At 65.3% G+C, this 13,028-nt stretch carries 12 protein-coding genes; 10 read left to right on the forward strand and 2 right to left on the reverse strand.

What is annotated here, in order from left to right; genetic code table 11:
- Positions 1 to 501: 501 nt before the first annotated feature.
- Together FJY88_07915 and FJY88_07920 are read left to right on the forward strand one after the other, a co-directional pair.
- Positions 502 to 1,323, forward strand: a complete 822-nt coding sequence (locus FJY88_07915; protein ID MBM3287258.1) for a hypothetical protein — start codon at positions 502 to 504, stop codon at positions 1,321 to 1,323.
- 5 nt (positions 1,324 to 1,328) lie between these two features.
- Positions 1,329 to 1,997, forward strand: a complete 669-nt coding sequence (locus FJY88_07920; GenBank protein MBM3287259.1) for a hypothetical protein — start codon at positions 1,329 to 1,331, stop codon at positions 1,995 to 1,997.
- A 5-nt stretch (positions 1,998 to 2,002) separates the two neighbouring features.
- Here the strand turns inward: FJY88_07920 and FJY88_07925 are convergent, their stop codons facing one another.
- Positions 2,003 to 2,608: an HNH endonuclease gene (locus tag FJY88_07925; GenBank protein MBM3287260.1), complete on the reverse strand. Its 606-nt coding sequence runs from the start codon at positions 2,606 to 2,608 to the stop codon at positions 2,003 to 2,005.
- Between the two features lie 38 nt (positions 2,609 to 2,646).
- Between FJY88_07925 and FJY88_07930 the strand changes: the two genes are divergently transcribed.
- The 8 genes from FJY88_07930 to FJY88_07965 all read left to right on the forward strand — a co-directional run bounded on the left by FJY88_07930 (position 2,647) and on the right by FJY88_07965 (position 12,155).
- Positions 2,647 to 4,320, forward strand: a complete 1,674-nt coding sequence (locus tag FJY88_07930) for an FHA domain-containing protein (GenBank protein MBM3287261.1) — start codon at positions 2,647 to 2,649, stop codon at positions 4,318 to 4,320.
- 72 nt (positions 4,321 to 4,392) lie between these two features.
- On the forward strand, positions 4,393 to 5,238 hold the full coding sequence (locus tag FJY88_07935) for a 4Fe-4S ferredoxin (protein MBM3287262.1): 846 nt from the start codon (positions 4,393 to 4,395) through the stop codon (positions 5,236 to 5,238).
- A 61-nt stretch (positions 5,239 to 5,299) separates the two neighbouring features.
- Positions 5,300 to 6,175, forward strand: coding sequence for a hypothetical protein (locus FJY88_07940; GenBank protein MBM3287263.1), 876 nt, complete (start codon positions 5,300 to 5,302; stop codon positions 6,173 to 6,175).
- A 144-nt stretch (positions 6,176 to 6,319) separates the two neighbouring features.
- Positions 6,320 to 7,231, forward strand: coding sequence for a hypothetical protein (locus FJY88_07945; protein MBM3287264.1), 912 nt, complete (start codon positions 6,320 to 6,322; stop codon positions 7,229 to 7,231).
- Complete coding sequence (locus tag FJY88_07950; GenBank protein MBM3287265.1) at positions 7,228 to 7,575, forward strand: hypothetical protein; 348 nt, start codon at positions 7,228 to 7,230, stop codon at positions 7,573 to 7,575. The genes FJY88_07945 and FJY88_07950 overlap by 4 nt, the downstream gene beginning before the upstream one ends.
- A gap of 199 nt (positions 7,576 to 7,774) precedes the next feature.
- Positions 7,775 to 9,793, forward strand: coding sequence for a T9SS type A sorting domain-containing protein (locus tag FJY88_07955; protein MBM3287266.1), 2,019 nt, complete (start codon positions 7,775 to 7,777; stop codon positions 9,791 to 9,793).
- A gap of 163 nt (positions 9,794 to 9,956) precedes the next feature.
- Complete coding sequence (locus FJY88_07960) at positions 9,957 to 10,568, forward strand: DUF664 domain-containing protein (protein ID MBM3287267.1); 612 nt, start codon at positions 9,957 to 9,959, stop codon at positions 10,566 to 10,568.
- A gap of 60 nt (positions 10,569 to 10,628) precedes the next feature.
- Positions 10,629 to 12,155 carry a TonB family protein gene (locus FJY88_07965; GenBank protein ID MBM3287268.1) on the forward strand — a complete coding sequence of 509 codons (1,527 nt, stop codon included), beginning with the start codon at positions 10,629 to 10,631 and terminating at the stop codon, positions 12,153 to 12,155.
- Between the two features lie 132 nt (positions 12,156 to 12,287).
- On the opposite strand, the gene FJY88_07970 is transcribed toward FJY88_07965, so the two are convergent.
- Positions 12,288 to 13,028: hypothetical protein (locus FJY88_07970; protein MBM3287269.1), on the reverse strand; the 741-nt coding region annotated here is incomplete at its 5' end.

A 13,028-nucleotide genomic window follows, 5' to 3' on the forward strand; every position in this document is an offset into this window, starting at 1 on the left:
GTCGGGATCTTCTCGATCGTCCTCGGGATCGCGAGCCTCGTGAACCTCCACGTCAACAAGATCCAGAGGCGGGACGCGGGGACGAAGTACAGCTACATCCTGCTGGCGGGCCTTCTCTACATGATCGTCTCCGCGATCCTGACCGGGACCGGCCAGCAGAGCTTCTTCATGAAGGGGTACATCGCGGTCCTGAACCCGATCACATCCACGATGTTCGCCCTGCTGGCCTTCTACATCGCCTCCGCGGCCTTCCGCGCCTTCCGAGCAAGGAGCCTGATCGCCACGATCCTCCTGGTCTCGGCGGTCGTCGTCATGCTGGGCAGGGTGCCCGCGGGCGAAGACCTGATCCCGGGAATCGCCAAGGTCTCCGACTGGCTGCTCAACGTCCCCAACATGGCCGCGAAGCGGGCGATCTCGATCGGCCTCGGGCTGGGCGGCTCCGCGACCGCGCTCAAGGTCGTCCTGGGGATCGAAGCTCCCCACCTCAGGTAGGAGGCGGCGATGGCAGGGACAAGAGGCTTCCAGCTCGAACGCCACCTCGTCTTTCTCTTGATCTTCCTCGCGGTCCTCGTGCCGCTCTTCCTTCCGGCTCCCAAGACCGTTCGCGTCACGCCGGAGGTGAAGTCGGTCTACGACCGGATCGAAGGGCTGCAGGCGGGCGAGATCGTCATGCTCCCCTGCGAGTACGACCCCTCCATGGCCGCCGAGATGTCGCCCATGACGATGGCCGTCCTCCGCCAGTGCTTCCGGAAGGATCTCCGCGTTCTGGTGACCTGCCTGGTCTCGAACGGGGTCTCTCTCGTGGAGTCGGAGCTGCGGCAGATGGCGGAAGAGTGGGGACGGAAGTACGGGGAGGACTACGTCTATCTCGGCTACAAACCGTATCCCGGAATCGTGATCATGGCGATGGGAGAGGACTTCCGCGTCCCATTCCCCACCGACTACTACAACACGCCGCTCGATGAGATCCCGATGATGAAGGGCGTCAAGAACTACCAGAACGTCGCCCTGGTCCTCACGATCAACTCCACGAGCGGGATCGACTACTGGATCATCTATGGGACCGGCCGCTACAAGTTCCCGCTCGCTTGCGCTTCCACGGCCGTGATGGCCCCCAACTACTACAACTACCTGCAGTCCGGACAGCTCTTCGGGTTGATCGGCGGGTTGCGCGGGGCCGCTGAGTACGAACAGCTCGTGGGCCACCCCGGGAAGGCGGTCAAGGGGATGCTCGTCCAGTCGGTGTCGCACATCCTGATCGTCGCCTTGATCCTGCTCGGCAATGTGATCTTCATCGTCGAGCGCCGCCGAAGGAGGAGCTAGAGGCCATGGAACAGCACATTCTCTACACGATCGCGGCGATCCTCTCGGTGGCGATCTTCACCTTCCTCTGGAGGGATAACCCGTTCTACAAGTTCGCGGAGCACCTGGTGGTGGGCGTCTCGGCGGGTTACTTCGTCGTCATCCTGGTGACGACGTCCCTCATTCCGAAGCTGCTCGACCCGGCCAAGCGGGTTCTCGCCGGCGCCTCGACGACGCTCCTCGATCCGCTCGTGGTCATCCCCGCGATCCTCGGCCTTCTCCTCTTCACCCGATTCATCCCGAAGTACGCCTGGATCTCGCGCATCCCGATCGCCTACATCCTTGGCGTGGGCAGCGGCGCGGCGATTCCCCTGGTCCTCCAGACCTACGTGATCCAGCAGATCTATCCGACCATGACCCTGTTCCAGCCCGGTTCGTTCAACGGGACCGGCGCGCTCGTGAACAACATCCTCATCCTCGGGGCTGTCCTCTGCGGCCTGGCCTACTTCTTCTTCTCGGCCCGCCACGAAGGAGTCATCGGCGGGATGTCGAAGGCCGGGATCTGGATCTTGATGATCGGCTTCGGGGCGAGCTTCGGCTACACGGTCATGAGCCGGATCTCGCTCCTCTACGGGAGGGTCGATTTCCTCGTCTTCGAGTGGGCCGGGCCCCTGGTGAGGCTGATCTCAGGGTAGACGGGTCAGATCTCGATCGGCTGCAGCTCCGGAATGTAGGGTCCCCAGGACTCTTTGCGCAGCGTCGTGGGAATCGACAGGCAGGGTGACCAGGTGGGCTCGTGCGGCTCTCGGACCAGCCGGACGCCAGCTTCTGCGAGCGTCCGGTTCGATTTTCGCCGGTTGCACTTGACGCACGAGAGGACGCAGTTGGTCCAGCTCGTGCGACCGCCCAGCGATCGGGGCAGCACGTGGTCCACGGTGAGGTCCTCGATCGGAGGCTTCGCGCCGCAGTACTGGCAGATGTTGCGATCCCGCCGGTAGACGTTCCGGCGCGAGAAGGTCACCCTCCGGCGCGGCACCTCGGCGTAGTGGCTCAGGAGCACGATCTCGGGCACCTTGAGCCGGTAGCGAACCGCGCGGACGTGCGGCTCGCCCTCCGCCACGGCCAGACTCGCCCACGAGTCGAAGTCGTGCAGACTCGCGTCCCCTGGATGGACCGCCCGGGCGGCCGCCCGATAGAGCAAACAGAGCGCGGTCCGCACCGAGGTCGTCCCGACCGCGGTCCAATACCGGTTGAGGACGAGGGCCCTTTCTTGGAGTACCATATCGCTGCGGCAACCTCCGCCCATGAGAATACCAGATCCGGACCAACAAGGGGATCGGTGAAGTGGAATACTTGCTCGAGGGGAATCTGGGAGCCGGCTTGCAGCGCTGGTCGCTACGAGTAGGTCGCAACGGGATCGGGCGTGAACAGGACAACGCCGTCGTCGTCGCCCACCGGACGGTTTCCCGCCACCACGCGGAGATCCGGATCGACGGGGACCGCATCGAAGTCGAAGATCTGCAGAGCCGAAACGGCACCTTCGTGAACGAGGGCCAGATCGCGACCGCCACCGAACTCCGTTCGGGAGACCGGATCAGGCTCGGGAGCGTCGAGCTGGCGCTCATCCACAAGGGTGCGCCGGCCGCCCGCGGGGGCGCGCGGGCCGCGGCGGCGGTGGGGACGGCCACCCGCGACACGTTCAGCTTTGTCGAGTCGGACCAGATGCTCCGCTCGACGCGCATGAGCTGGGATCGGATGCAGAGCGAGATCGGCGCCGGCTCGATGCTCGAGCGGGGGCTCTTTCGCGTCGTCACCGAAGCGGGGGCGCTGCTCGTGCAGCCTCACCCGCTCGAAGAGGTCTTCGGCGTTGTCCTGGATCTTGCGTCGCGGGTCATCCCAGCGCGGCGGATCCTCCTCCTCACGCGGGAGAAGGACGACTCCGACGCAGTGGTGCGTGCCGCGCACCCCGCCGAGTCCGCCGGCGGCAAGATCATGCTGAGCCGCACCATGATCGACGCGGTTCTCCAGGGCAGGGAGTCGATTCTCGTCAGCGACGCCCAGGTCGATCCGAGATTCAGCGGCCACGAGAGCATCATCGCTCAGCAGATTCGCTCCGCCCTCGTGGCGCCTCTCTTCGACAACGAGCGCGTCCTCGGTCTGATCTATGCCGACACGGACAATCCGGCCCTCCACTACGATCAGGATCAGCTGCGGGCCTTCACGATGCTCGGCAACCTGATCGCGGTCAAGATCACGACGGCCCATCTTCTCGAGGACCAGCGGGAGAAGGAGCGGATGGAGCAGGAGATGGCGACCGCGGCGCGGATCCAGCAAAGCCTCCTCCCGACCACTCTGCCGGAGATCGCGGGGTACGAGATCCTCGCGCGGCAGATCCCCTGCCGCCACGTCGCGGGGGACCTCTTCGACGCGGCGCGCATGCCCGACGGCGCGTTCGGCATCGTGGTGGGAGACGTGAGTGGAAAGGGAATGGGCGCGGCGCTTCTGATGTCCCACGTCATGGCCTCCCTTCGCCTCCTCTGCGACGAGAACGTCCCTCCCGGGACCTTGATGGAGAGGGTGCATCGGCAGGTTCTGCAGTCTTCCGACGCGACCCACTTCGTGACCCTCTTCTTCGGACGGCTGGACGCCGCCGCGCATCGCATCGAGCATGTCAATGCGGGACACAATCCGCCCCTTCTCATGAGTCGCGACGGCTCGCTCGAGACGCTGGAGGCGACCGGACTCCCCGCGGGCCTGCTCGCCGACAGCTCGTTCGAGGTTCAGACGAAGGAGATTCCATCGGGTGGGCTCCTCTGTATCTACTCGGACGGAATCACGGAGGCGGAGGGGGCGGATCTGGAGTTCTTCGGCGAGGAGCGCCTGATCGATGGGCTCAAGAGTAGGATCGACCGGCCGCTGCAGGAGATCCTGGATGGCGTGATGGACGACGTGCGCGCCTACACCAAGGGCGCTCCGCCGCAAGACGATATCACGCTCTTCCTTCTGCGGAGGGCTTGAGGAAGGCGCTCGCCTCGGGGGAGCGTCTCTCGCGCGGGGGACGCTGCCGGCGACGGATCGGAGGATGTGAGCATGTGCGAGTTCTGCCACAAGCACGGCGAAGGCAAGAAGTGGTATCTCCAGGCCAAGAACTACTCCGACGACCTCATGAGCGATCTGAAGCGCCGCCGCTTCATCGGAGATTTCTTCTCGCGCATCGAGCATCTGAGCGAGGAGGCCAGGTCGCTCGACCGCTTCGCGAAGGCGCCGCCCCTCGTGAAGAGCCTCGTCCGCAGCACCGTCACGCGAAGGATGAAGCGCGAGCACTTCGGGCAGGTCGTCCCGATCGAGGAAGTCGAGCAGATCTTCGGCTTCACGAACTCGATCGTCCGGCTTGCCTGCGTCTGCCGCCTTGCGACGGTGGGCAAGGAGAAGCGCTTCTGCTACGGGATCAGCCTGGAGGCGGACGGCGGCGAGTTCTCCCGCCTCATCAGGGGGCTTGACCAGAGCTACGCCAGCGGCCCGAACACCGTCGGGCTGGAGTCGCTGTCCAGGGAGCAGGCGATCGACGCCTTCCGCGAGCACGACCGCCGGGGGCTCTGCCACTCGGTCTGGACATTCCGCACCCCGTTCATCGCGGGGATCTGCAACTGCGACCGCGCCGACTGCCTGGCGATGCGGAGCACCGTCACTCACGGAATCAAGGTGATGTTCCGCGCGGAGTACGTCGGGGCCGTAGATCCCGACCTCTGCGCGGGATGCCGGGACTGCCTGCGAAGCTGCCAGTTCGGAGCGATCAGCTACAGCCCGGCGACAGAGAAAGCCGTGATCGACCAGATCTGGTGCTATGGTTGCGGCGTCTGCCGGGCGGCCTGCAGGAAGGATGCGATACGCCTCGTGCCCCGCGAGGAGGTGCCTGCGGCCGCCGGAGTCTGGTAGGGCGATCACACCGCCGGGCGGACAGGCCAAGAGGCAAGAGCCCGGGGAAGGAGACGAGGCCATGCGCCAGCCCGCAACTTTCGTGCTCGCTGTCCTGACTGCCGTCCTCTTGGTGGCGGGAATCCTCCTCTACCAGAAGTACCGCCGGACGGAAGCCGCCTACACGGCCACCAAGGCGGCGGAGGAGACCGTTCGAGGACAGTACAGCGAGGCCATCACTGCCATCGCCGAGATCCAGGACAACCTCAACGCGATCGACCTGGAAGAGACCGATGTGCGCCTGCTCTCCCAGGACATCGAGGCCGACTCGAGGGTCACCCAGTCCCGCAAGGATCAGATCAAGGAGCGGATCGAAGATCTGAACGCAAGCGTTCAGCAGAGCAAGGAGCGGATCCGCCAGCTCGAAACCACGCTCAAAGAGAGCCGGCTGAAGATCGCCGGGCTCGAGAAAATGATCGAGAGCCTGAAGATGACGGTGGCGAACAAGGAGGCTCTCATCGGGAGGCTCACGGCGAAGGTCGATTCCTTGAGCACCAGGGTCGTAAGCCTAGAGGCCGAGACCCGCCGGGCCCAGGAAACGATAAGCGAGCAGCAACAGACCATCGAGGACAAGCGCCGTGAGATGGAGACGATCTACTACATCGTCGGATCGCGAAAGGACCTGAAGAAGCTCGGGATCATTGAGGAGACGGGCGGGGTCCTCGGCATGGGCAAGAGCGTGCAGCTCGCGAGCAACTTCAGCCGGGGCTACTTCACTCCGCTCGATACCCAAGAGGAGCAGATGATCCCCACTCGGGCGGCGCGGATCCGCGTCCTGAGCGGTCAGGCGCGAACAAGCTATGACATTCGCGTCGCCGGAGACTACGCGGCGGTCTTCATCACCAACCCACGAGAGTTCTGCAAGGTCAAGTACGTCGTGGTGATGATGGAGGAATAGAGTCGGGAACGGCGCACCGCGCCGCCTTGACCCTCCTCGCCCCTTTGTGACAAGCTCGCGGGTCGCGATGTTCCGCCCCGCTGCGGACCAACCTGTCTTCATTCCAAAACGAGGAAGGGGCGCGGGTATCTCAAGTACGATTACATGAGCCACGGTTCGCCGCACAGTCCCGCGAACAGCGAGTCATACTGGGAAACGAAACGTCCCTTCGCGGAGAAGTACGGCGTCGACTTCGAGGGCTTCGGCGAGCCCGCGCCGAAGGATCCGCATCTCTTCCGCGCGCAGGTCGAAGCGAACTTCCGCAAGGTGATCGATCTGCTCCATCACGACCAGGAGCTTGTCGATCACCTCGCCGTCGCCCTGGCGAGCCTGGGCGACTCAGTCCCATCCGAGATCGAAGGCTGCCATCTGAAGCCCCGCCGCTCTCCCGCCCGCGATCCGCGCCTGCTCGACTTCCGCTCCTACCCCGAGGATCTCTGGGCCAAGCCGGGCGAGAAGCAGCCGAACCGCGCCGCCCTCGGCAAGTGGGGCGCCTACGTCAACAGCATCTGCCGCAGGGAGCACGGAAGGCCGCTCTTCCTGGCGATGTCGGCCGATCTCGCCGGATCGACCAACATCTCGGGCTTCGCCGACGGATGGGGCGAGATCCCGGGATGGGGGAAATACGATCGCGCGGCCAACCCCGAAGGATCGCTCCTTCCGCAGGAGATCACGGAGTTCGCGAATGCGGGAATCTCGACCGGCATCGCATCGGTGAACCTCGCGGAGAACCCCTTCGAGGAGTTCGACGGCTTCTACGCCTCGTGCTCCACCTACGGCAGCTTTTCATACCTCAAGTACGGGCCGATGCGCCTCTTCAGCCAGCTCGCCCAGGACTGCCCCCTGAAGGTCGGCAAGGTCGTGTGGATCGCGGGCCACTTCGAGGCGGCGCGCGGGGCCTACCTGATCCGGGACTACTCCCCGAACGCTCGGCCGATGGGTTGCATCCTTGTGCAGGGCACAATGTCGACCACAACGTCGTGCAGCTTCTCCCCGAGATCGAGCGGGCGGGCTTGAACGTCAAGAACGTCGCGGCGATCAGCCCGCAGCTCTTCGCCTGGCAGGATGAGGCATACAAACGACGCGTGTTGCCGCAGGCCGACAGGCTCGACGCGACCTTCATATCCAATCGGGGACGCAGGCTCATGCACGACTGGATGCTCCACCCGACCGCCTACGAGTACGCGATGACCTCGGACTTCGACGATCGCTGGCGAACCGGCGGCACGCTCGAGGAGGTCATCGAAGAAGCGCACCTCTCCCCCGATTGGCTTCTGCGGGGCATCGAGCGCTTCGCGCGCTCGCGCGAGACGCGCCTCGCCGGCATCCGCGCGGCCCTCGATGAGGCCCAGAATAGTTAGGCCGTCAGGGATTGAGCGCTTTTGCGCAGCTCGCCGGGCGCCCGACCGGCTCCTGGCCGCGACCACGACCCTCCTGAAGTTGCTCCTGAAGTTGCTTCCAAGAGCGGCTGACTCACCCTATAATTGGGGGGATTGCTGCGCTTCGGCACCCCTGGAAGCCAGGCGTGCGGTGAGTCCACCAACCTGAAGGGGAAGAACCATGAGGATTCTCGCTGGACTGCTGTTCCTTGCCGCGCTGCTCGCGCCCGTCGCCAGCGCGCAGTATCCGAGGGGCGTGATCGCCGAGGACGGGACCGCCACCTGGTGCACGTACTGCCCCGATGCCTACGCCGGACTCGATGTGATGATGGCCCGCTACAACAGAAGCGAGTTCACATCGACCCGCCTCTATTCTTCCAGCTCGGGCGGCGGGCTCTCGACCGCCGAGACCGATGCAAGGCTCAGCTACTACGCCATCACCAGCTTCCCCACCGTCGTGTTCGACGGGACGATCAAGGTGGTGGGCGGAGGAACGAGCGTAGCTAGCGGCCAGGCCTATGAGCCGATCGTCGCCAAGGAAATCCTCAGGCCCTCGCCACTCAAGATCAGAATCAACACCATCGACCTCGTGCAGCCGGACGGATCGATCGACTTCGACATCGAGGTGATGGAGACGATGGCTGACATCGGAAACGTCAAGATCCGGGCGTACATACTGGAGGACAAGGTCACCTATTCGGGCAGGCAGCATGACGAGGTGACCCGAGATGTCCTCCCCGAGGTGGCCCTCAACGTACAGACGCTGGGACAGGTCCAGAATGTCACCCACAACTTCACGCTTCCCCCCGGCTGGAAGACAGTCGACCTCTGGATGGCGATCTTCGTGCAGGACAATGACGACAAGTCGATCCTGCAGTCGGCCAGCTCGCAGCCGACTCCGGCTTACTCGATCCGCGCCTGGTCCAAGGGAGACAGGGCGGTCGTAGCACCGTCAGGAACAGCCTTCGATTTCCAGGACTTCCGCGTCTACAACCTCGGGCTAAACGCCGATGTGATCCGGGTCGCTCTCAACGTCCCCAGCCTTCCTTCCGGATGGGCCTGCTTCTTCACGGACGGCATCACCGAGTACACCGACTACGTGGACCTCGCCCTGAACCCGGGCGAGCACCAGACCTTCCATCTCAGGGTCGATGCTCCTTACCGCGGCTTCACAAAGCCGACGATCGAGCTGACATCCCCGAACCTCCCCGGCGTGACTCGCGAGATCCCCTACTCGTTCATCACCGATGACGTGCAGGTTCTCCTGGTGGACGACGACGGCGCGGAGACTTTCGAGGACTACTTCCAGGACGCCGTGCAGGCCTACGGGTCGAGCTACGGCATCTGGGACACAGGGCTCGCGCCCGTCACCGGACCCGCCTTGACGCAGTTCCCTGTCGTTGTCTGGTGGACAGGCCTGGCCTATCCGACTCTCGACGATGCCGACCGCGCCGCGCTGACAACCTTCTTGAACGGAGGCGGGAGCCTCTTCATCACCGGGCAGGACCTCGGCTGGGAGCTTGCGTACTACGGCGGAGCCGGTCTCGTCTGGTACAACAACTACCTGCACGCCAACTACATCATGGACGACACGAACGTCTACAACCTCACCGGCGTGGGAGGCGATCCGATCTCCAACGGCATGACACTCAGCATCGCGGGCGGGGATGGAGCCAACAACCAGGAGTATCCCGACGCCATCGCGGCAAGGGACGCCATGGCGACCAACATCTTCACGTACAACGGCATGAGCCCGACGCGCTACGGAGCCATCAAGATTAGCACAGGCGTCTACAAGGCCGTCTACCTCGGCTTCGGATTCGAGGCGATCAGCACGCAGGCGAACCGCCGGCTCCTGATGCAGCGATCCTTGCAGTGGTTCGGGCTCGTCCCGAGCGACGTCGAGGAGATGAGCGCGGACCGCGCGGGAACGAGCATCGCCGCATTCCCGAATCCCGCCGCTCCCGGAGCGACCCTGAGCTACCGGGTTTCCAGCTCGGGACGCGCGGAGATCGAGATCTTCGGCCTCGATGGCTCCCTCGTGCGCACTCTGCTGAAGGAGGATCGTCCCGCGGGTAACCACACCCTCTACTGGGACGGCCGGGATGATGCCGGCCGCGAGGTTCCCTCCGGAGTCTATTTCTTCAAGCTGGCTGCCGGAGGCGATCGATCGAGCGGGAAGGTGGTCCTGACGAGGTAGAGGGTCCTCGATCGGCTGACGCTCTTGGGGCGCGGGGGTCATTTCCCCGCGCCTCAGAGCATCTGCGCAGGTCGTCTTGTCGTCTCCATCGACACACGATGGCAGTCTGAGCCGCGGCCTTCCGTCTCAAGAAGCGCGGCCTGGTCGATCCATCCGGCCGGCAATGATCCTCCCCCTTCCCGCTGGGAGGCGTTATGATCCGGCCATGCGGAGCTTCAGGGATCTTCCTCCCGAGGATGGGCTCTCTCCGGAAGTCGGGCGCTGGTACGCGGCGCTCGAGGAACTGCGCGTCGGCACCGTCCTTCTGCTGCACAACCTCAATCCGGACCAGCTCGCATGGTCGCCCGGGCAGGGGCTCAACACGATCGGCTCCCTCGTCACCCATGTCGCCGAGGCGGAGGCTTTCTGGCTCCTCGAGCAGATCGGAGGACGGCCGCTTCCCCGGGAGCGACGCGAGCTCTATCGAATGGACCTCTTCGGCGAGCCGCGGGCGCCCCAGGCGCCCCGCGCGCCGGCCTCTTACTTCATCGGGCTTCTCGCCGATCTTCGCACGGAGACTCGCGAGGTCCTGTCTGGGATGACGGATCCGGATCTCGAGGGCAAGCGCGTCTGGGTCCCCGCGGATCGTCCCGACGACCGGGAGGTCTTCACGGTTCGCTGGATCCTGAACCACGTCCTCGTCCATGAAGCGCATCACAAGGGGCAGATCGCGATTTTGCGCAAGATCCTGGGAGCGCCGCCCCCGCCGGTCCTCATGGAACGACGTCAGGACTGAATACCGGTCGTGGCCCGCCGGCCGGGAGGCGGCATGACCCCTGGAGGATGAGACCAACCAGTGAAGACAAGACCGAGCCGCATCCGCCTCACGCCCGCGCTCACGCTGGCCGCAATGTTCGCTTCGGCCGCTCCCGGCGCAGCCGGATACGATCCCAGTCGGATCTTCCGCGACATGTTCGACGCCGAGACGGTGAGTCAGAGGGCCGACCTCTGCTCGCAGATCCCTGAAGGCGAGTCTCCGCAATACCTGCTCTCCTTCTGTCAGGGCCTGCTCGCCCTGGCCAATCGGTCGGACAGCCTTGCCGTGCTGCTCCTGGAAGAAGCGCTCAAGCTGCAGCCCGACTTCGCCGCGGGGTGCGTCATCTACGCCGATGGATATGTAGAGCGCGGTGACACGAGGAACGCGATCCGATGGTATCGACGGGCCAGCGCCATCGCGCCGAAGCGTCTCGATCCCTACTACGGGATCGGACGGATCTGGCTCGAGCGGGCGGAGACCGAGGGGACGCAGGCATACGCGGAGGCTCTGCAGGCGTTCCGCCAGATGACCGTCGCCGACCCCTCGAATCCCGACGGGTGGTCGAACGTGGGGATGGTCCTCGCAAGCATGGGCCGGTTCGACGAGGCGGAGGAGAGCTTCAAGAAGGCCCTCTCCCTTGCCCCGCGGGATCCCGCCCTTTACGAGAGCCTCGGCGCCCTCGCGTCGCGTCGCGGCGATGACGCGGCGGCGGAAGATGCCTGGCGCCAGAGCCTGAAGGTCGATCCCGCGAATGCGACGGCGGCCATCGAGCTGGCCTCTCTGTTCGGAAGACAGGGGAGAATCTCCGAGGCCGCCGCCGTCCTGGAGCACGGCGTGGCGACAGCCCAGCTCGGTCAGGCGGCCGGGCGGCTGCGCCGGGATCTCGCGCTGCTCAGCCTGCTCGAGGATCGAACCAAACGCGCGGCGTCGCTCCTCGAGGAGGCTTGGGCCCTGAGCCCCGACGCGAGGACGCTTGCCGCTCTTGCGCACGTCCACCTGCTGAACGACAAGGTTGGCGATGCGCTCCCCTTGCTTGCCGAGGCAGCGGGCAAGGACTCGGTCGCGACGGGTCCCTTCGTGCGGGCCTGGCAAATGAAGATCGCGCCTGAACTGCCGGAGTTCGGCCAATCCAACCCGGCAGGCTCGTTCCTTCTCCGCAAGCTGGGCAGCCGGCCGCTCGCGCCTTCTGAGCCGGCCGGCGCCTACGCGACCCATCATCTCGTGCGCCTGCTCCTTCCCGACTGGGCTCTGCCCGACGGAAAGCTCACGATCGAGCGCAGAGCGGCCCAGGCGGAGTACGACACGCCCCCCGTCCCGGTTTTTCGCGCGACCGCGACCTATCCCGAGACGGCGGTGGGGAGCGAGGGAACCGTGCAGATCCGCGTCAAGATCGACAAGGACGGCGGCGTCCGGGACGCGAGGGTCATCGAGGGGGGAGGCAATCCCGCGCTGGAGTGGGCCGCGCTCGATGCGGCGAAGCGCTGGCGCTTCCAACCCGCTCTCAGAAACGGGAAGCCGGTCGAATCGGAGGTGACGATCCCGTTTCGTTTCTCGATCGCGCGTTGAGGAGAGGAGGCGAGAGATCGGCGCCCACGCACGTGTGCTTCTTGGGGATCGTCTCCCCGTTCTTGAAGGCCGCGCTTGCGAGACTCAGCTTCGCGTAGCGCTAGACCAGCTTCGGTCGCAGAGGACTGCCGATCAACCTCCGGCCAGGGGCGCGAGGCGCTCGCTCCATAGGATCCGCTGGCGCAAGGGCCATGCTTCCGGCACGCCGTAGGCGAATCCGCTCGCGAGCAGCCAGGACTCCTTCTCATCTCCGCCCCAGAAGAACTCGATGTAGGCGGGCTCCGGCTCCCGCGTCTCGATCGCCAGTCCATCGTCGGACTCGGCCATCGTGACAACTCCCCGCAGGACCTCGCCGCCTCTCGGTCTCGCTTGGAGGGCGCCCCCCTCTTTCGGCTCGAAGGTCACATCATCGCCGAGCCAGCCCGCGAGCCCATCGCGCGTCAGGAAACGATCCGACAGCTCTGAAACTCCCAGCGCGAATCGTCTCCGCAATAGGAAGGTCCGTCGCGGACCCTGCCCTCCGCTTCGGAGAAAGAAGTCGAGCGCCCCCAGCATCGAGCGCCAGCCGCACAGGTGGCCCCGCCGCTCCGCCTCCCACCTGTTCCCCTCACCCCAGCCGGAGTGGCTGAGGACGAGGCGCGTCTTCTCCCTCGCGCCGGCGACCGGGGCGAGGGAGATGGAGGCCTCCGTCGTAGCCCGCAATCCGGGGAGATCCCAGGAGAACCGGAGCCGCACGCCCGGCTCGACATCGAGAATGACCCCGCGCTGGTCGCCGTAGCCCGTCCAGAGGAGGCTGAAGGCATGGCCCCGCTGCAGGGTGAACTCCGCCCGATCGCAGAACCACGAGACGAGGGAGACCGGATCGGTCCAGGC

This window comes from Candidatus Eisenbacteria bacterium (genome assembly GCA_016867495.1).
GTDB lineage: Bacteria > Eisenbacteria > RBG-16-71-46 > CAIMUX01 > VGJL01 > VGJL01.